Raw genomic sequence first — 21070 nt, 5'->3', positions numbered from 1 at the left:
TCTCCTTGTACAAAATTGCAGTCATATGGTCAGTTATTAGTCAAAGTGTAATGTTAGATATTACCCCTGTAACCCGATATGCTTTTATAGCCTTTTTGCGCCCTGGAAGGCCCGTCAAGGGCTTATTCTGAAAAATACCCCCTTGAGGGGTATGGCAGCCGCAGCCATTACAGGTAGCTTTGTAATGCATTAAAATACAGGCCCCTAAAACTTATACAGTAATTGACCATCTAAAACTTGAAGGACATGACGGAAGAACTAACTTATGCGGAAATATGTGTGAAGGAGCCCCGGGCGACGCTAAAGTTCCTTACGCAGTACCTGGGCTTTGTTAAAGTAAGTAACCTGTATAATGCCGAAAAACCCGGCAGGCCCGGGTTTCTGCTCCGCGACAAATCGGGACGGAGTTATTTCATCGCGTTGCACGCTGATCATGACGATTATAATTCGCCAATAGTTATAAATACCGACGACTGCCTGAAGGATTACTACCTGCTTGATAAGCAAGGGGTACAATTTGACGGAATACCCGGCTATACCAGCGATGGGCTAAGAGCAGTTGCTGTAGACAACATCGGCACCAGATACACCTTGATAGAACACAGGGATTATAACGATGAACTATGAAAAAGATCCAGATTGTAAATAACCAAAACAAAATATACAGCGAAATAACTACAAACGCCACTTATGCTAACGAGTGCCACGAGTTTTCGATAAGGATGATTATCGACGGGCAGGAACAATATAAACTAGGCAATAAAAAACTGAATATCCTGCCCGGAAATTTCCTGATTATTAATGAAGGAACGGTGTTTGGCAGGGAAATCTATTCAGAAGTACCGGTCAATACAATTTCTATTCTATACGATTCACAATTTTTAAATTCCTTTCATCACAGCGCAACCGCTGCTCAATCGCTATTGCTTGATGAGCCGTTTTTTGTTCCCAAAAATTCAGCCCCTGTGTTTTTAGAAACCATTTATCCGCTGAAAGGAGACATGCGATATAACCTGCTGCATTTGCAGGAAATTATTAATACGGATACTACTGATGACATGTTGATTGATCAGTACCTGCTGCATTCATTAATAAACTTTTACAGGATATATAACAAAGAAATTTTAACAAAAAGTAACGAACTGAAGGCGCTTAGTTATAAAACCCGCACAGAGTTGTTTAAGCGTTTAAATATTGCCAAAGACTATATTATAAGCAATTACAACCAGGCTTTAACATTAACCGAGATATGCCAGCACGCATGCCTTTCGCAAACACATTTTTGCCGCACATTTAAGCAAACTTTCCATTGCTCTCCGTATCAATATTTAATACAGGTAAGGCTTGGCCAGGCTAAACACATGTTAAAAAACACGCGTTACGAGATAAATGAAATTGTGAGTATGATTGGAATTGATAATGTAAGCTCGTTTATCCGCTTTTTTAAAGGGAGGTATGGCATTACCCCCGGCAATTTCAGAACCGGTATAGCCGCTTAACCCTATCCGGGGAACAACGATTTATCTATTTTGGGAAATAGTTTCAGCCCGTTTTTATAATAAATTTTTCTAAGCACATCATCGGGCAGGTTTAGCCCGTACATGCTCCAGAAAGCATGGTATTTTCTTAGCGGCGGAAAGTATTCATCATCCGTTTCCAACATCCTGAAGTAAAAACCATATTCGGGTACGCTCCAGGTATCTTTGCCAAACAATATCCTGTCCTGGTATTTAATAAAGAAGTTGCGGGCAGTCCTGGGCTCTCTTCCAATTTCTTCCATTACAGCTGCAAACTCGGTCATTACATTAGGTAATGAGTCGAGCAGTTTGCCTAGTGCGTCAAGGTTGTTGGGCAGCCAATCCAAATGCGCGGCAATAAAAGTGGTGTGCGGGTGCTTTGCAAAAGCGCGGTGCTGCTCGCCCATTACCTGTTGCCAACTGGGATACTGCGGTGCCGGCCTGGCCCTGCCAGGGTGTAATTTCAATTCAAGCCAGCGCTCATTGGTATTATCCATTTTATCAAAAAAGGCAATAGGTTCGCCGGTGTGTATCAGCACAGGTATTTTCAGCTCGCCACATTTTTCCCAAATGGGATCGATGCGCGGATCGTCAACAGCCACCCGTTTGCCGGTTTTATCGTAAATTTCAAGCCCTAACTCCTTGTATACCTTCAGCCCGCTGGCGCCATTTTTTACATCTTTTTCAAGCTGTGCAACGGTGTTTTTAGTCCAGTTCGGGTCGCCAATTCCGGTCCAGTCAATGTTGGTAAAAACCAGTATCCTGCCCTTGCCATTTTTACGCACATTGTCCATTGTGCGGTTAAAATATTCAGGACCGTTTACGCTGAATAAACTGCGCCCTTTATAGTAGTTATCAACCATTTTACCACCCCTGCCGCTCAAGTTTACCATCGCCGCCATATTTAGGCCGTTCATATCGTTTAATAACTCTCCCAGGTTTTGGCTGGGCATATCCCATTGGTGGTTGTGCACATCAATAAAGGGGTACTTGGCTTTTTTAATTAAGTGCTGTTTTACAACAAGTGTCGATTTTGGGTTATATGTTTCTATGTCCATTTTATCCTGCGCAGACAATGTAAAAGCAGATGCGATTAACAGTGCAAGAAAAACAAGTTTTAATGATTTCATTTTAGGTTGATGTACAAATATTAAGTAAACAAATATGTTGAAACTAAACTAAAATCATAGCCAAATTATTGTAAACATTTTACAAAAAAACAGCAGGCACTTTCGCGCCCGCTGTTTCAGTTTTGGTGTTTAGTTTATATAGTTTTGCCCGTTATTTTTACGATATAAGAATTAGTTTATGACACCTGGCAGGTTTTTCCATCATCTGTTGACATTGCCGAATACATGCCTTCACAATTGACATACAACACGCTCGATTGCCAAAGCTAAAGATACCTTCAACGAAGCTTTAATCTATCACCCCGCAGGGGGTATTTTTAGCCTGCGATATACACAGCTAATGCAAATTGGTTGTAATAGCATATCGACCGATAAACACGGCTTATATATTTGATCAACTAATTTTTCATTGATGATAAGGTTAGTTAATAGTTAATTAAGGAATCTTTACGCGAGGTGTGGATTCCTTTTTTTATGCCCTTATTTTTTTAGAATTAAAGGGTCGTCAACTTCGCTGTTCATTATTTATTACCCGATAGACAATTTGTTAGGCGGATATCCATGCGGCTGCAAATTTCGTCATTAAAAAACGATAAAATGCTGACACTGTTTTGTCAGCATTTTTAGAGTTTTTGGTGGCGCTTTTTAATAAAAAGCCGTCGTAATATCCCGGAAATGCACTTTTTACGAAAGTGTATTGAATTTTACCGTTCCACCATGTTCTATATGTTTCACTGTGAACAGCAACGTTTTTTGGCAATTATCATTCACTATTCACCCCCTCACTGCAAAGTATAGCCTCCATCCAGCAGCAAATTAAGGCCGATTGCAAATGAGGCGCCATCCGAACAAAGCCATATTACGCCCTGTGCCATTTCTTCTGGGCTGGCCAGCCGCTGTATGGCGTGCTTTTGAGCTATTTGCTTTAATTTTTCTTCGCCGCCATTTTTAATCATAGGAGTCAGCGTAAAACCGGGACTTATGGAATTTATGCGCAAGCCGGTTGTTGCATACTCGAGCGCTGCGTTTTTGGTAAGCCCCAGCACGCCAAATTTTGAGGCTACATAAGCCGAATCATTTATATAAGCTACGGTGCTTAATACCGACGCACAGTTTACAATTGCCCCTTTTTGCTGCTTCAATATGTGAGGGATCTGGTATTTCATACAAAGAAAAACAGCACGCAGGTTAATGGCCATCACCTTGTCCCAATTATCAGTGGGGTAATCTTCAATTTTGGCAAAATCTCCACCTATGCCGGCATTATTGTAAGCATAATCGAGCCTGCCGAAAGCGGTAACAATTTCATCGGTGGATGTTTTGATACTGCCTTCGCTAAGCATATCGCAATGCACGTATTTGGCGATGCCGCCCTTGTTTTCTATTTGGGCTACAAGACTGTTGGCGGCCGCATCATTGATATCTAAAATACCGACGGTCGCCCCGGCTTCAATAAATTTCCAAACCGTTGCTTCGCCAATTCCCGATGCTCCGCCGGTAACAATGGCAACTTTGCCCTTTGCATTAAAAATACACTCCATGATGATAATAAAGTTATAGCGATGGTTTATTGTCGCCGTGCCGAATTTAAGATATATACGTTGAATATTTTTAACCCGGCCGGGGGGATATTTACTCCATTCTGTATCATCTAAAAATAGGGGGAGAAAAAATACTGTTTCAATTTGAATGCATTTGAATGAACTTGAAATGTGTTTGAAATATTAAAAACAGGTGAATGCCTCAACTTTGACGGAAATATTTAAACACGAATTACTGATATGAAAAAGATTTTTAAAAGTACTTTTATGCTGCTGTTAATTACCGTAGCTACTGCAAACCTGTTTAAGGCAAGCGCCCAGGACGAAGACAAAACCAAACGCCCAAGCCCGCCGGCAATGGCCAACGCAAAAGTTGGTGACGCCAATGTTGTCATAAATTATGGGCAACCATCGGTAAAAGGTCGCAAGGTATGGGGCGATTTGGTTCCGTTTGGCCAGGTTTGGCGCACCGGGGCAAACGAGGCCACTACCTTTGAAACCGACAAGGATATTAAGGTACAAGGCAAGGCCCTGCCGGCCGGCAAGTACGGCTTTTTCACCATCCCCGGCGAAAAAGAGTGGATCATCATATTCAACAAGGTGCCAAACCAATGGGGTGCTTTTAAATATGACGCAGCGAAGGACTTTTTAAGGGTAACAGCCAAACCAAAAAAGGCTGCGGCGTTTAACGAGAAGTTGCTGTATACGGTAAATAAAAAGGGTGCGGTATCAATTGCCTGGGAAAACCTGGATGTGGATTTCAAAATAAACTAACCTCTGTATATTTGTTTAGGGCCGGGCCTAACCGCCCGGCCTTTTGTGTTTTGGCCCGGCGCTGGTATTTGCAAATAAAAACTACATTTATGCATGGAAAAAAACAGCCCGGCCCGGCGCAATTTTATTAAGCAATCTGCCTTGGCTATTGGAGGCCTCACCGCTGCACCTATAATTGCGGCAGCACACACGCCGGGTTCAATCAATCCTCACGATGACAATAAAAAACTTATCATAATTTGCCTTGGCGCCCACCCTGGCGACCCGGAGTTTGGCTGCGGCGGCACCATGGCAAAATACAGCGAAGCCGGCCATAATGTTATTTTTTTGTACTTAACACGCGGCGAAGCCGGCGACCCTAATAAAACTTACGCAGAAATGGCTGCCCTCCGTACTAAAGAGGCTGAAGCCGCCTGTAAAATATTAACCGCAACACCCCAGTTTGCCGGGCAGATAGACGGCAATACGGTTCTCGACAAGTCGAAAAACGAGGAGATGGCGAAGCTTATTCTTGCCCAAAAACCGGACATCGTGTTCACACAATGGCCCGTCGACTCACACCCGGACCACCAGGTTACCGGTTTGCTTGCTTTAACTGCATGGGTAAAATCGGGACGGAAGTTTCACCTCTATTTTTACGAGGTAAATACCGGCGTTGAAACCATGGCCTTTACCCCTACCGATTATGTTGACATAACATCAACCCACGAAAAAAAGAAAGCAGCAATGTTCGCCCACAAAACACAACGCCCGGTTGAAACTTACAACGATTATTTCAAACCGCTGGAAGAATTCAGGGGGTTGGAAGCAGGCGCAAGAGTAGCCGAGGCATTTATCCATTTTAAAACACAGGCCGACAAAATTTCCATTATAGGTTTGTAGATATTATCCGTTTGCAACCTTCCAATATACTCCCGCCGCATAAATTTATTATTGCGGGTTAACACGCATATAAATATACCCCATTAACGGTATTGCCCAACTTTATGCCACGGATTAGCTTTGTATTATATAATGCGGCAAATCATTCCGGCATAAACAAATATTATATAATTATATTGTTTCATACAACACTTAGTATGAATGATATAAAAAATAATATTATTTTTAGATATTGATTTGATAAACGATAAAAAACGCATATAACCAGCTGTGTTTACAACATCCTGCCCCCTGTGGATGCGGTTTCGTTTATCAAACAATGTTCCCTTTTATAACCAGATACTGTTTTGCGCTGAGTGGCAGAAATATTAACAAAGTTTAAATAATCCCTATAAAATGAAGACTTACCTGTTTGCCCTTGCTTGCCTGTTTGCGGGCACTACACTTTTTGCCCAGGAACACCGAATGGGTGCAATATTCAACGCTGAAAGTATTGCGGCCGCGCCTCAAAAAGTCACATTATCATTCAGAAGCTTTCGCGGACTTCCTGAAAGTGTAAGCCTCGAAAAGTATTGCCCAACTCCCGGCGACCAGGGCAACCATGGCACCTGCGTAGCTTTCACCAGTGCTTATGATATAGCCACCATATTATATGCAAAAACTCATAATATTACCGATAAGGCTTTAATTAATAAATACACTTTTTCGCCAACTTATATTTATGAACAGGTAAAAAGTGCCACCGATGCCGATTGCCAGGATGGCCTGGACGCCATAAAAGCCATTTTTTTTATGATAAAAACCGGGGATGCGTTGTTAAGCAAAGTGCCGTACCAATGCGGATTCCAACTAACAGATAATGTAAAATCTGAAGCGGCAAATTATAAGGTACAGGATGGCGCAATGTTGTTTGCCGCAGCCGGGATGATGCGCGAGGACAAATACATTCAGCCGGCTGATGTGATGATATCATCGGTAAAAAAGGCGCTGGCCGAGGGCTACCCGGTATCTGGCGGCTGGCATATACCTGAGTCGTTTTTTCGTATTAAGTCGGCAGTTTGGCACCCCGACCCGAATGAGGAATTGAAAGACTGGAAGCATAACGGCCACGCCATGGCCATAGTTGGTTATGACGACCATATTGAAGGCGGCGCATTCCGCATCATGAACAGTTGGGGCACCAAATGGGGCGATGGCGGTTTTGTTTGGATACGTTATTCCGATTTTCCGAACTGGTGTAAGCTTGCCGTGGAAGTATTTGGCGACCCCAATACCCTTGCGCCAGATGAAGCACCGAAACCTGTACCTCCTACTCCAACGCCTACTCCTACTCCTACTCCGCAGCCAACGCCAAAACCGGAACCAAAACCTGTTCCGGTACCCGAATCGCCAACATTTGCGCTGAGCGGCAACCTGGAATTTAAACTAAACACCGGTGACGATATGCCTGTAAATAAAACATCTACCCGCAATTTAACCGTTGAGGATGATGCCAACGCTAAAGAAGATTTAGTGGCCTATACCATGGCAGGCAGCTACACCAGCGGCACCAAGTTCAGGTTTTATATGAATGTAGACAATGAGGCCTACGTATATGCCTTTGCCAGCGACTTAACTGGCAAGGTAAACCGCATTTTGCCTTTTGACGATATGATATCCACCCATGTTGGTGCGGGCAGTACTATCGCTTTTCCATCGGATACTAAAGTGATCCAGCTGGATGAGCAAAAGGGAGTGGATTACCTGCTGATATTGTACTCGGCCCAGAAACTGGATGCATCCGCCATTGCAGATAAAATGAACGGCATGAAGGGCAACCTGAGCACTAAAATAAAAACCGTGCTTGGCAACAAATTGATTGACAAGGCCAATATTCAATATGCCGGCGACAAGGTTGGTTTCAGCACCAAAAAGTTATCAACCCGCAATTTAACCGTTACCGATGACGACAAAAGGCCGACAACCGGCAGCGTGGTGCCGTTAATGGTTGAAATAAAGCACCAGTAATATCACATTCACAAACGCCTGCATCCGCAAAAACGATAACATATGCTACTGTTGTGCCTAATGCTAACCTGTTTTTAAACTATAGGATAGCATTAGGCGGCGGGGCTATCAAATAGGATATTAAGTGTAAAAAAATGAAAAAGATAACCCTCTTAGTGTGCGCGGTACTTTTTTTCGTCTATGGCAGCTATGGGCAAACAGGTAACATTATTATTCCTAGCGGAAATTCATTGGTAATTAACAGGATTATACCTGACCGGCAAGGCAAATACCTGTATAGTACAGAGGATGAAAAGATAGTGATGTGGGATATTAAAACGCACGACCAATTATACACTTTTCCTGTAGGAAAAGGGGGGCTGCGAAGTTTCGTTATCAGCAACGATGGGACAAAAATAGTGGTGAACGGTTATACTATTTATTCCACCGTAACAGGTAAGCTGCTATTCAACCTAAAAATTTCAGGCACATACGTTGCATTTTCGCCCGATGACAGCAAACTGTACTCAATAAACTACAATGGCGAGATAAACGAATTGGATATAAAAAGCCTGCAAGTTGTGAAGGTGATTGATCCACTCGATGACAGGACAGGTATCGATATAACCACAACGGGCAACCTGGTTATAACTAATAGAACCGGCTGGCAAATATGGGACACTGCACAAAAAAAAATGGTGTTCGAATATCGGCCTCCTGCCGGAACCGGCCCCTTCAATTATTTGCCTAATATGGATGCTATGGTCACTTATGTAGTGAAGAACTATAGCCAGGTAAGCGCCGATATTTATGATGTGTACACTGGCAAGCTGTTAAAGTCGGTGCCGGGTAAGGGCTATGTGATACCTGCAGAAGGCCCGGGCAAGCAATTTGTCTTCAATCACACCATCTACGATGCATCATTTACGCCTGTCGGTCAGTTAAAAATCAACAGCAGGTATACCGTGTGCAGTTTTATACCTGCAAGCAATACGGTTTACGCGAGCGATATGGCTCAAATTTTTGATGTAAACACAAATGATAATCATGTTGGGCACTTGTTTAATAGAAAAGTAGCTGACCTGGGTATGAGTACCTTTAATTCGATGGAGTACAGTGATGCAACGGGCATACTGAACATTATGACCGACGACTCGGTATTTAAAAGCATTAACCTGGTGAAATTAATGCCCATAAGGCACAAAGTGCTCCCGGTTAGAACAGAAATGACCACATTTAGTGCAACAGGCGATACAGTTGCCGTGTTTGATGACCATAAAGGGTATATCAAAAACATAGTTACCGGTAAAATGCTGCAACCATTTATTAAGTTAACGAATGAAGCATCGAGCAATGAAAGGGCAAATTTCTTTTTTTCAAAAAATGGCGCTAATGTTTATTACACAACATTTTCGGTGCCGCGGCAACTAAACACCCTTTATCGCATAAATGTCAAAACGGGTATTAGTCAACCAGTATTTAACTTTAAAAGTACCGAAACCCCCTATTTGCATCCAGACAAGGATTTGCTTGCAGGGATGGAAAAAGGTTACCAATATAACCATGCTAAAGTGTGGAATATAAACACAGGCGCTATTTTGTTTGATAAAGACATCCCCGATGGTGAAACCACCGATTTTATTTCCATATCAGCTGATAAAAAAAATGTATTGCTGGTGCGTAATAGCACCACCGAAAAATACAACCTTTCCGATGGCAGCCTGGAATCAAAGTCGGCAGCCTACCCTAAAATAAGGCCCTTTGGTGTTTACAGTTGCACACCGGACCTATCATTACTTTTTGCTTTAAATTACGACGGCGAAATGACGGCCTACGATATACAGGGCAAGCCGGTTTACACCAAACAAGCTCATTTATCGGCTATCCGTAAGGCATTATTTGCGCCTGATAGCAAAACCATGTATACTGTATCGTTAGACCACACAATTAAAGTTTGGCAGCCACAAACCGGTAAGCTGTTAGGTACAATTTATCTGTTTAATGATGGCAACGATTTTGTTTTTATAGACCAATACGGCCGGTTTGAGGGAACTGATGCTGGCATTAAAAAGCTTTACTATTACAGCAACAGGCGCAAGGTCCCGCTGGATGTTGTTTACGAAAAATTTTATACCCCTAACCTTTATCAACGTTCGGTAAATGGCGAGCAGTTCGATCCTATTGATGTGGTCATTAATCCGTCGCCGTTGATAAAGATATCATACGCCCAGGTTACCCGTAATCTAAACGTGGTTGACGATAAGATACCTGCCTATCAAAACACCACTGGCATTGCAGACATTACTGTAAAAGCATCGGCCGAGAACGACAAAGTGGACGAGATTCGGCTGTTTCAAAATGGTAAAATCGTAAACATGGCAACACGCGGACTTTTTGTTACCGATAACACAACCGGCACCGATTCAAAAACATATACAATAAGCCTGCTGCCGGGTGTAAACAACATCCGCGCCGTAGCACTTAACGGGCAGCGAACTGAAAGCGAGCCTGACGAAATAATGGTAACCTACAATAGTGGCGCACAAGCAAATGCACCTGCGCCGGTTAATAAAAGCGGCGTCATCATAGATGTGGTTGATCGTAATGCCACCATGCACCTGGTAGTAGTGGGCATCAACGCCTACAAAAACCCTAAAATGAGGCTCAACTATGCATTAGCCGATGCTACTTCATTTAAGGATGTGGCCGAACAGGATGCAAAAACCATGATAACCGGTGTTAAAACCTATTTTGTTACCGATGATAAGGCCGACAAAAGCGGCATTTTAGCTGCCCTTACCGAGGTGCAGAAAAATGCCAAACCACAGGATGTGTTTGTATTTTACTATGCAGGCCACGGTGTAATCAGCGATAAAAACAAAGAGTTTTACCTGGTGCCAAACGATGTTGCCGACCTGAATAATGTAGACGCAGCGTTGGCCCAACACGGCATTTCCTCAAAAATGCTGCAGCAATACGCTATTGATATAGCCGCCCAAAAACAGGTGTTTATACTGGATGCCTGCCAGAGCGCAGGGGCATTTTCTACATTGTTAACAGATGATGCCGACCGTCAAAAAAGCATGGCCGTTGTAGCCCGCAGCACAGGAACGCACTGGATAGCCGCCAGCGGTAGTCAGCAATTTGCTAACGAGTTTTCGCAGCTGGGCCATGGGGCATTTACTTATGTACTGCTTAAGGCCATGAAGGGCGGGGCAGCCAGCAATAAAATGATAACCATTAATGGGCTTAAAAATTATTTGCAGGTACAGGTGCCCGATTTGATGAAGAAATATAACGGTACACCGCAATATCCATCGAGCTATGGTTTGGGTGATGATTTCCCGGTGGAGGTGATTAAATAAGGCCATGAAAAAAATATTTTTGCTGATATTTTGTTTTTTAGGATTGAAAGGCTTTTCGCAAGGTCCCGTGCTTACGCTGCCGGCAGGGCACACTGGCGATATAAAGGCAACAATCGTGTCGCCGGACAATAAATATCTTATTTCATCGTCGGCTGATGCCACCACCAAAATCTGGGAGCTGGCCTCAGGTAAATTGATTTACAATTTCCCCAATAAAACAGCCGAAGGTAAGCCTTATTCGTTTAGCCAGTTTATCTTCAAAAACAACGGCACCGAGCTGCTCGCTATGGGCAGGGATGTTTTGATGGTTTTTGATTTCGATAAATTCAAGATCACTAAACAGGTTGCGCTTAAAGGATTTGTGTACGGAGCCTTGGCAACTAACGACCGCACTTTATATATCACGAACCAGCCTGAACAGTACAAGGCGGATGTGCTAAGTCTGGATATGCAGGATTTTTCGGTTAAAAAGCTATACGAGCTTTCGGCGCCGGATTATTATGATATTGAATTTGCGCGGATATCATTAAATAAACAGGAAGATAAACTACTTTGCTACACGCGCCTGAAAGGCTCGGTACTTATCGACACCGCGGGTAAAGAATTGGAAATATTTAACAGCGATGTAAAGATGTTAAGCTTCCTGCCTGATGGAACGATGATGGGCGTAAAGGAAAGCGGCGGCCGTAAGTATAATATACAGTTAATTGATGCCGGTACGAAACAGTTAAAATGGGAAACTAACATTGAATTTAAAAGCATTTTTAGCTTTTATTATAATTTCCAAGCCATACAATTCGATAAAAAAACAGGACTGTGCTTGTTGCAATCGCGTAAGGATTTTGCTGTGTTTGATTATGTAAACCATACAGCCCCCAATTTGTATACAGTACCCCAGGGCGAAGCTAACAGTACCTGTTTTACAGCTAAACCTGGAGAGTATATTATCGGAACAAACAAGCAGGGCAAGGTTGGCGTGAGCCTGTACGCCTTTAATACAACCAACAACCTCACCGGGAATAATTTTGGCGATGCACTGTTGTCTGTTCAATCATTAAAAATACCGGCATTGGCCAGTACTATATTGCTAGGCGGCGATAAAATAAATTTTAAGCAGCTTAATATAACCCGCAACGGATTTTCGGTCGATAACCTGCGCCACAACTATGGCAGCAATATAATAGGTATTTCGCCCGACGGTAAAACCGGCGTAAACGCGTCGGCATATTTTGTAAACTTGTACAACGCAGAAGCACCAGGCGACGATTACGACGAAATTAAAACTCCACAAAAAGACAAAGACATTCCTGTGGATATTGTTTTTTCGAAAGATGGGAAGCTGTTGGCCTCGGCGGGCGGAACAGCGGTTATAATAATTGATGTAGTAACTCAAAAAGTACTTAAAACTATTGCAACAGGCAATTACGCGGTAACTGGCACTGCCGGGATAGGCGCGTTTTCGCCCGATAACAAAATGTATGTAGCTTTTGGTATCAGGCAGGAAAAGCCTTCGCGTTTTATGGCCTGTTTTAATATTGCTTCGGGTGTTAAACTTTGGGAACGCGGAGGAGAAGATTATACATTCAAATTCACCGCCGACAACAAGGTGGTCTTTTGTATCGACCGCTATAATAAAAAAGCGTTGTGGTTAAACGCTAATACCGGCGAGCTTATCGCCGAAAAAGCTTTTGGCGACAACACCATCTACAACGCAATAGTTACCGATGACCTGAAATTTGCGTTGCTTAATATGGACAACACTATTGAAGTATGGGACCTGAATACTTTTACCAAAACCGGCGAATTGGGTGGACATAATGCATTTGTTAGCTATAGTACCTTCATGAATGACGAAAAGTACCTGGTATCAGCATCGTGGGATAATACCATCAGGATATGGGATTGGAAAAACCATAGGGAGCTGATAAAACTGGTGCTGTTTGATGAAAATGAAGAATGGGTGGCCTTTATGCCCGATGGCAGGTTTGATGCATCGGCAAATGTGCTGAAGAAAATGTATTACACCCGGGGGAAGGAAATTATCCCGCTCGAGGGCCTATACGAGCAGTTTTTCACCCCCTTGCTTATCAATCGGGTTCTTAATGGTGAGCAGTTTGCGCCGCTGCCGGTTGACATTAATAACCTTAAAATGGTGCCAAAGGTAAAAATGACGTACGAGGCCGGGCAGCGCAACCTGGTGGTAAGCAATGATATTCCCACCTTTAATAACACAACCGGTGTAGCGGAAATTACTGTTACAGCAACATCGCCCGACGATGCCATTGATGAAATAAGAGTTTTTCACAATGGTAAAATTGTAACGCTTACCTCCCGGAATCTGATAGTAACAAATGACAGCAAGGCAAGCACGGTTACAAAAAAATACACCATCAACCTGCTGCCGGGCAAGAACAACGTCCGTGCTTTGGCGCTAAACACGCAGCGGACAGAGAGCACGCCCGATGAATTAGCTGTAATTTATACCGGGGGTAATGCAGCAGTCGCTCCGGCCCCGGTTAGTACAAACGCAGGCGGCATAATTGCTGCTATCGATAAAAATGCAACGCTGCACCTGGTGGTGGTTGGCATCAATCAATATAAAAATCCAAAAATGGCGCTCAATTATGCGCTGGCCGATGCCACGGCTTTTAAGGATGAAGCTGAACGTGATGCCCGCACAATGGTAACCAGCGTTAAAACCTACCTGGTAACCGATGACAAAGCCGACAAAGCCGGTATTATAGCTGCCCTTACCGATGTTCAAAAAAACGCCAGGCCGCAGGATGTGTTCGTCTTCTATTATGCAGGCCACGGGGTTATCAGCGAAAAAAACAAAGAATTTTACCTGGTGCCCAATGACGTAACCGATTTAAAAAATGTTGACGAAGCATTGGAACTGCACGGCATACCCTCAAAAATGCTGCAGCAATATGCTATTAACATAGCCGCCCAAAAACAGGTATTTATCCTGGATGCCTGCCAAAGCGCTGGCGCCTTCGCTACCCTGATGACCAATGATGCCAACCGCCAGAAAAGCTTTGCCGTTGTAGCGCGTAGCACTGGTACACATTGGATAGCGGCCAGCGGCAGCCAGCAGTTTGCCAACGAGTTTGCCCAGCTTGGTCACGGCGCATTTACCTATGTGTTGCTAAAAGCCATGAAAGGAGAAGCGGCAAGCAACAAAATGGTGACCATAAATGGCCTTAAAAATTATTTGCAGGTACAGGTGCCTGATTTGATGAAGAAATATAACGGTACACCGCAATATCCATCGAGCTATGGTTTGGGTGATGATTTCCCGGTGGAGGTGATTAAATAAATAAGGCCATGAAAAAAATATTTTTGCTGATATTTTGTTTTTTAGGATTGAAAGGCTTTTCGCAAGGCCCCGTGCTTACTTTACCCGCCGGGCACACTGCCCACATCGCATCAACGATTGTATCGCCGGATAATAAATACCTTATTTCTTCGTCCGACGATAACACCACTAAGATTTGGGAGATGGTCTCGGGCAAGCTGCTTTATAATTTCCCGGATAAAACAGCGGCCGGCGGGGTTTATATGTTTGACCAGTTTATTTTTAGAAACAACGGCACGGAATTGCTTGCATTAGGCAAGGATGTATTAATGATCTTTGATTTCGGCAAATTCAAAATAACCAAACAGGTTGCATTGAAAGGTTTTGTATCCGCAGCACTGGCGGCTAACGACCGGACACTGTACCTATCAACCCGGCCGGAAAATTACAAGGCAACTATCCTTAGCATGGACCTACAAGATTTTTCGGTTAAAAAGCTGTACACACAGTCGTCTGCTGATAATTATTATTTTGCCATTTACAGGATAACATTAAATAAACAACAGAACAAACTGCTCTGTTTTAACGGTCGTCAAGAATCGGCGCTGATTGATACCGCCGGTAAAGAATTAGAGAGATTTAATACTGATGTAAAAATATTGTGTTTCCTCCCCAATGGTGAAATGATGGGCATAAAGGAATTGGAAAAAAATAGTCGTAATTATACCATACGCCTGATTAATGCAGATACAAAACAAGTAAGCTGGGAAACAAACATCACGTTTCAGGGCACTTTTTCTTATGAATTTAACTTTCAAACAATACAGTTTGATAAAAAATCCGGGCAGTGTTTGTTAGCATCTGGCGAAGATTTTGCGGTTTTTGATTATGTAAATCACACGGCACCAAATTTATACCTCGTGCCTGTTGGCAAAGCTTACAGTATGTGTTTTACGCCGAAGCCTGGAGTTTTTATTATTGGAACACAGTCATTTGCCGAGGGTGGAGTTAAGCTGTACCCCATTAATACAAACAATAATTTAGCCGGTGATAATTTTGGCGATGCGCTGATGTATGTTGGATCATTAAAATCAAGCGCATTGGCCAGTACCATATTACTTGGCGGCATTTATAAAACTTTTAAGCAGCTGAGCATAACCCGCAACGGCTTTAGGGCTCATAACTTGTCGTTTAATAAGCCCGGGCCCTTCATGACTATACCTGATCTCATCGGTATTTCCCCCGATGGAAAAACGGGGGTAAATGCAACTGTAAATTCTGTTAATCTTTATAACACGGAAGCCCCTGGCGAAAAATATGACGCAATTGACACTCCGCAAACATCCAGCCCCCAGGAAATTGTTTTTTCGAACGATGGAACGTTGCTGGCCACCATTGGAGGCGCAGAGGTTAGAATAATTGATATAAAAAGCAAAAAGGTGCTTAAAAAAATTCCCACCGGGGATGATTATTTGTTTCAGGGAAAAACAGGTACCGGTGCATTTTCGCCGGATAACAAAACGTTTATCGCTTTTAGTATCAGGAAGGGTGAGCCCATTGGTTATATGGCCTGTTTTAATGTTACGACAGGTGCAAAGCTTTGGGAGCGACAAGGGGGGGATTACTCCTTCAACTTCAGCAGGGATAACGCGGTGGTTTTTTGTATTGACCATTACCAGAATAAGGCAATGTGGCTAAATGTAAGTGACGGTGCGCCTATTAAACTAAAAGTTTTTGGTGACGGCAAGCAGATAAGCAACGCGGTGGTTACCAGCGACCTGAAATATGCCTTGCTAAACGTTGGCAGCAAAATTGAAATTTGGGACCTGGCTACTTTTACTAAAACCGGCGAACTGACCGGTCACCCCAATAATGTGAGCTATAGCGCATTTATGAGTAACGAAAAATACCTTATATCTTCTTCGGCTGATAATACCATAAGGATATGGGATTGGAAAAACCAAAAAGAGCTGCTGAAACTGGTATTGTTTGATGACAATGAAGAATGGGCGGCTTTTACCCCCGATGGCAGATTTGATGCTACACCCACTATGCTGAAGAAAATGTATTACACCCAGGGGAAGGAAATTATACCACTCGAGGGACTGTACGAGCAATTTTTTACCCCCTTGCTTATCAACAGGGTTCTTAATGGTGAGCGGTTTGCGCCGCTGCCGGTTGACATTAATAACCTTAAAAGGGTGCCAACAGTAAAAATGACCTACGAGGCCGGGCAGCGCAACCTTGTTGTAAGCAATGATATCCCCACCTTTAATAACACAACCGGTGTAGCGGAAATTAGTGTTACAGCAACATCGCCCGACGATGCCATTGATGAAATTAGGGTTTTTCACAATGGTAAAATTGTAACGCTTACCTCCCGGAATCTGATAGTAACAAATGACAGCAAGGCAAGCACAGTTACAAAAAAATACACCATCAACCTGCTGCCCGGCCAGAACAACGTCCGTGCTTTGGCGCTAAACACGCAGCGCACAGAAAGCGCGCCCGATGAATTGGCTGTAATTTATAAAGGGGGCAATGCAGCAGTCGCCCCGGCCCCGGTTAGTACAAACGCTGGCGGCATAATTGCTGCTATCGATAAAAATGCAACGCTGCACCTGGTGGTGGTTGGCATAAACGCCTATAAAAACCCCAAAATGAGCCTCAATTATGCATTAGCCGACGCGACCGCATTTAAGGATGAAGCCGAGCGCGATGCACATACGATGATAACCAACGTAAAAACATATTTTGTTACTGATGATAAAGCGGATAAAAGCGGCATTTTGGCCGCCCTTACCGAAGTGCAAAAAAATGCCAAACCGCAGGATGTATTCGTGTTTTACTATGCCGGACACGGGGTTATCAGCGAAAAAAATAAGGAGTTTTACCTGGTACCGAATGATGTTACCGATCTAAAAAATGTTGACGAGGCGCTTGAACTGCACGGCATACCTTCAAAAATGCTGCAGCAATATGCTATTAACATAGCCGCCCAAAAACAGGTATTTATACTGGATGCCTGCCAAAGCGCCGGGGCCTTCGCCACGCTGATGACCAATGATGCCAACCGCCAGAAAAGCTTTGCCGTTGTAGCGCGAAGCACGGGCACGCATTGGATAGCCGCCAGCGGCAGCCAGCAGTTTGCCAACGAGTTTGCCCAGCTTGGTCACGGCGCATTTACCTATGTGTTGCTAAAAGCCATGAAGGGCGAAGCGGCCAGCAATAACATGGTGACCATAAACGATTTGAAAAATTACCTGCAGGTGCAGGTTCCCGATTTAATGAAGAAATATAACGGCACGCCGCAATACCCTTCGAGCTATGGTTTGGGCAACGATTTTCCGGTAGAGGTGATTAAATAATAAAAGATATGAAAAAACTGTTTTGGTTACTATCAATAACGCTTTTATACGCTATTAACTGTATTGGCCAAACAGGCAACATTATTATTCCCGACGGCCACGCCAATGCGGTACAAAATATACTGATTGATAAACAGGGGAAATACTTGTACAGCCAGGAGGAAAATAAAGCCATAATGTGGGATGTGAAGACGCATAGCCAGCTATACACGTTTAAAAATAATGGCAAACAGATGTCCTTGAGCAGCGATGGCACAAAGTTGATAATGGGCGATACTTGCTTCTCTACCGTAACGGGAAAGTCCTTGTTTAAAATAATTGGAAATAACCCGGTATTCTCTACCGATGACTCTAAAATTTATACTGCCGGAAGCGGCTTGTTTGCTACCGATGTTGCAACTAAAAAGCAAACCAGGATAATAGAATTTTTGTACATCATTCCGCAAGTGGTTGCCGCATTGGATAACGGCCATGTGCTGGTGGCAAACAACGATAGCTGGCGGGTTATTGATGTAACAGGCGGTAAAGTTGATTTTGAATATAAGTATCCATACGGCAGTTCAGTGTTTTATATGCCCAACTTGCATTGCATGGGTGATTACGGACGCGAAACACCTGTAACCCTTAGAGACATATACACGGGCAAAACAGTAAAAACCATCGCTAAGCAAAAGGAAAGCAGGATGTGGCTGCTTCCATCGGCGAATAGTAAATATTTCATTTTGAACGAAAACGATTATTTGCATGCCGACACATACACAGTTTACAACGGTGAAACATGGATGCCCGTAAGAAAATTTAAATTGAAGGAGGAAATCTCTCCCGCTTATTTTTATGATGATGCAAGTACGGTGTATGCACCATCGCTAGGTAATATTACCATTGTAAATACTAAAACGGGAACCGTAAATTATGCATTTAAAAGGCAGGTGGCTAATTTGGGCAAGGAGATTTTTGACTATAACTACAACAGTGGGCTCTTCAATTTACTAACCGACGACTCGGTTTACAGGAGCATCAATATGGTTAAATTTAAGCCTTTCAGGTATAAGCCATTACCCCAAATGAGCTGCATAGCCTTCAGCCCCACAGGTGATACCGTTGCTATGTTCGATTATGAAAAAAGAGGCTTCATTAAAAATGTAGCGACCGGCAAATTATTACTGCCCGTGATGCGCCTTACGGATGAGGCCGCCACAACCGAAAGTGATAATTTCTTTTTTGATAATAGTGGCATCCATGCTTATTACACTGTGCATGACATACCAAAACAAGTACATGTTTTAAAACGGGTAAACGTTAAAACTGGCTTAGTGGAAACTATGATCACTTTTCATGGTACACGTTCGCCAAATTTGCACCCCGACAAAGACCTGCTGGCAGCGTTTGATGTAAGTTACAAGTATTCGCACGCCAAAGTATGGAATGTAACTACAGGCAAGTTATTGTTCGACAAAGATATGGGCGAGGATAATTGCGATTTCATCAACGTATCAAAAGACAAGAAAAAACTACTGATGATCGTTAACAAAAAGTGGCAAACATATAATTTGGCAACGGGTAAATTACTATCGACGATTGAACCCTTTATTTTGGGAAATATTTTTGGCAGTACGCCCGATCAGTCGATATTATTTAACGCAACAATCTACGGGATGCTAAGGGCCGTTGATACAAGCGGGAAGATATTGTACGATATTAAGGCGCACGAGGGCCCTATCCACGGCATCATTTTTTCGCAAGACGGATCATTAATGTACACCATGTCCGACAATGGAACGATGAAGGTATGGCTGCCCCAAACCGGCAAATTACTAGGGACTCTATATCTTTTTGCCGATGGCAACGACTACGTTTTTTTGGACCCCTACGGCCGCTTCGACGGCAGCGAAGGCGGCATTAAGCGCATATACTATTATCGCAACCGCATAAAGGTAAATTTGGACGTTGTTTACGAACGCTTTTACACCCCCAACCTGTACCAACGCCTGATAACCGGTGAGCAATTCCCGCCGATTGATATCATCATTAACCCACAACCGCGTACCAAAATAAGCTATGCGCAGGTGGTACGTAACCTAAACGTAGTTGATGATAAGATACCCGCGTTTGCTAATACTACCGGGGTCGCCGAAATTACCGTCAACGCATCTGCTGAAAATGATAAAATAGATGAGATACGTCTTTTTCATAACGGGAAGATCGTGAACCTGGCTATCAGGGGGCTTTTCGTAACTGATAACACAACCGGCACCGATACAAAAAAATACACGCTTAACCTGTTGCCGGGCATAAATAACATCCGGGCAGTTGCATTGAACGGGCAGCGCACTGAAAGCGAGCCGGATGAAATAACCGTAACCTATAACACCGGCGGGCAGGCCAATGTGCCTGCGCCGGTTAACAAAAGCGGCGGTATGATTGATGCGGTCGACCGCAATGCTACTATGCACCTGGTTGTGGTTGGCATCAATGATTACAAAAACCCAAAAATGAGCCTCAACTATGCCCTGGCCGATGCTACAGCATTTAAAGATGCGGCAGAACTGGACGCAAAAACCATCATCACCAGTGTAAAAACTTACTTTGTTACCGACGACAAAGCCGACAAAAGCGGCATCATAGCCGCCTTTACAGAGGTCTAAAAAAATGCCAAACCGCAGGATGTTTTTGTGTTTTACTACGCGGGCCACGGTGTTATCAGCGAAAAAAATAAAGAGTTTTACCTTGTACCGAATGATGTTACCGACCTAAAAAATGTGGATGAAGCATTGGAGCAGCACGGCATCCCTTCAAAAATACTGCAGCAGTATGCCATTAACATAGCAGCGCAAAAACAGGTATTTATTTTGGATGCCTGCCAAAGTGCGGGCGCATTTGCCACTTTACTGGCTGACGATGCCAATCAGCAGAAAAGCCTGGCCGTAGTTGCCCGCAGCACGGGCACGCATTGGATAGCCGCCAGCGGCAGTCAGCAATTTGCCAATGAGTTTTCGCAGCTGGGGCATGGAGCCTTTACCTATGTGCTGCTAAAAGCAATGAAAGGCGAAGCGGCAAACAATAAAATGGTAACCATAAACGGGCTCAAAAACTTTTTACAGGTACAGGTGCCCGATTTGATGAAGAAATATAACGGTACACCGCAATACCCATCAAGCTATGGCCTGGGTAATGATTTCCCGGTGGGGGTTATAAAATAATTTAAATAG

The 21070-nt window shown here is 43.5% G+C and carries 11 protein-coding genes and 1 pseudogene; 10 read left to right on the top strand and 2 right to left on the bottom strand.

Annotated features, from left to right (window positions below):
• Positions 1-246: 246 nt before the first annotated feature.
• Both Q0R52_RS16620 and Q0R52_RS16615 read left to right on the top strand, forming a co-directional pair.
• Positions 247-627, top strand: a complete 381-nt coding sequence (locus tag Q0R52_RS16620; RefSeq protein WP_295796250.1) for a VOC family protein — start codon at positions 247-249, stop codon at positions 625-627.
• Positions 624-1499 (top strand): AraC family transcriptional regulator, encoded by an 876-nt coding sequence (locus Q0R52_RS16615; RefSeq protein ID WP_295796248.1) that lies wholly within the window; start codon positions 624-626, stop codon positions 1497-1499. Before Q0R52_RS16620 ends, Q0R52_RS16615 begins: the two co-directional genes overlap by 4 nt.
• Before the next feature lie 2 nt (positions 1500-1501).
• Here the strand turns inward: Q0R52_RS16615 and Q0R52_RS16610 are convergent, their stop codons facing one another.
• Both Q0R52_RS16610 and Q0R52_RS16605 read right to left on the bottom strand, forming a co-directional pair.
• Positions 1502-2647: an amidohydrolase family protein gene (locus Q0R52_RS16610; RefSeq protein WP_295796247.1), complete on the bottom strand. Its 1146-nt coding sequence runs from the start codon at positions 2645-2647 to the stop codon at positions 1502-1504.
• 782 nt (positions 2648-3429) lie between these two features.
• The gene (locus Q0R52_RS16605) at positions 3430-4188 is read right to left on the bottom strand and encodes an SDR family oxidoreductase (protein ID WP_295796246.1); all 759 of its coding nucleotides are present in this window, start codon (positions 4186-4188) and stop codon (positions 3430-3432) included.
• 240 nt (positions 4189-4428) lie between these two features.
• On the opposite strand from Q0R52_RS16605, the gene Q0R52_RS16600 reads away from it, so the two are divergent.
• The 8 genes and pseudogenes from Q0R52_RS16600 to Q0R52_RS16565 all read left to right on the top strand — a co-directional run.
• Positions 4429-4962, top strand: a complete 534-nt coding sequence (locus Q0R52_RS16600) for a DUF2911 domain-containing protein (RefSeq protein WP_295796244.1) — start codon at positions 4429-4431, stop codon at positions 4960-4962.
• A 93-nt stretch (positions 4963-5055) separates the two neighbouring features.
• The gene (locus tag Q0R52_RS16595) at positions 5056-5844 is read left to right on the top strand and encodes a PIG-L family deacetylase (protein WP_295796243.1); all 789 of its coding nucleotides are present in this window, start codon (positions 5056-5058) and stop codon (positions 5842-5844) included.
• 396 nt (positions 5845-6240) lie between these two features.
• A complete protein-coding gene (locus Q0R52_RS16590; RefSeq protein WP_295796241.1) occupies positions 6241-7851 on the top strand; it encodes a C1 family peptidase in 1611 nt (536 codons plus the stop codon).
• Between the two features lie 134 nt (positions 7852-7985).
• Positions 7986-11195 carry a caspase family protein gene (locus Q0R52_RS16585; protein WP_295796240.1) on the top strand — a complete coding sequence of 1070 codons (3210 nt, stop codon included), beginning with the start codon at positions 7986-7988 and terminating at the stop codon, positions 11193-11195.
• A gap of 4 nt (positions 11196-11199) precedes the next feature.
• Complete coding sequence (locus Q0R52_RS16580) at positions 11200-14514, top strand: caspase family protein (RefSeq protein ID WP_295796239.1); 3315 nt, start codon at positions 11200-11202, stop codon at positions 14512-14514.
• Positions 14515-14522: 8 nt separating this feature from the next.
• Positions 14523-17861, top strand: a complete 3339-nt coding sequence (locus Q0R52_RS16575) for a caspase family protein (protein WP_295796237.1) — start codon at positions 14523-14525, stop codon at positions 17859-17861.
• Between the two features lie 8 nt (positions 17862-17869).
• Entirely contained in the window at positions 17870-20506 is a 2637-nt protein-coding gene (locus Q0R52_RS16570) for a WD40 repeat domain-containing protein (RefSeq protein WP_295796236.1), read from the top strand.
• 18 nt (positions 20507-20524) lie between these two features.
• Positions 20525-21061: pseudogene (locus Q0R52_RS16565) on the top strand (caspase family protein); the annotation flags it as partial.
• Positions 21062-21070: the final 9 nt, after the last annotated feature.

This window comes from Mucilaginibacter sp. (genome assembly GCF_025359345.1).
Taxonomy (GTDB): Bacteria; Bacteroidota; Bacteroidia; order Sphingobacteriales; family Sphingobacteriaceae; genus Mucilaginibacter.
Note: the sequence above shows the minus strand (reverse complement) of the source record. Positions and strands in the feature narration are given on the sequence as shown.

Coding starts and splice junctions, on each gene's coding strand:
- Q0R52_RS16580 (WP_295796239.1), top strand. CDS start 11,200: ATGAAAAAAATATTTTTGCTGATATTTTGTTTTTTAGGATTGAAAGGC.
- Q0R52_RS16575 (WP_295796237.1), top strand. CDS start 14,523: ATGAAAAAAATATTTTTGCTGATATTTTGTTTTTTAGGATTGAAAGGC.
- Q0R52_RS16620 (WP_295796250.1), top strand. CDS start 247: ATGACGGAAGAACTAACTTATGCGGAAATATGTGTGAAGGAGCCCCGG.
- Q0R52_RS16600 (WP_295796244.1), top strand. CDS start 4,429: ATGAAAAAGATTTTTAAAAGTACTTTTATGCTGCTGTTAATTACCGTA.
- Q0R52_RS16570 (WP_295796236.1), top strand. CDS start 17,870: ATGAAAAAACTGTTTTGGTTACTATCAATAACGCTTTTATACGCTATT.
- Q0R52_RS16595 (WP_295796243.1), top strand. CDS start 5,056: ATGGAAAAAAACAGCCCGGCCCGGCGCAATTTTATTAAGCAATCTGCC.
- Q0R52_RS16610 (WP_295796247.1), bottom strand. CDS start 2,647: ATGAAATCATTAAAACTTGTTTTTCTTGCACTGTTAATCGCATCTGCT.
- Q0R52_RS16590 (WP_295796241.1), top strand. CDS start 6,241: ATGAAGACTTACCTGTTTGCCCTTGCTTGCCTGTTTGCGGGCACTACA.
- Q0R52_RS16605 (WP_295796246.1), bottom strand. CDS start 4,188: ATGGAGTGTATTTTTAATGCAAAGGGCAAAGTTGCCATTGTTACCGGC.
- Q0R52_RS16615 (WP_295796248.1), top strand. CDS start 624: ATGAAAAAGATCCAGATTGTAAATAACCAAAACAAAATATACAGCGAA.
- Q0R52_RS16585 (WP_295796240.1), top strand. CDS start 7,986: ATGAAAAAGATAACCCTCTTAGTGTGCGCGGTACTTTTTTTCGTCTAT.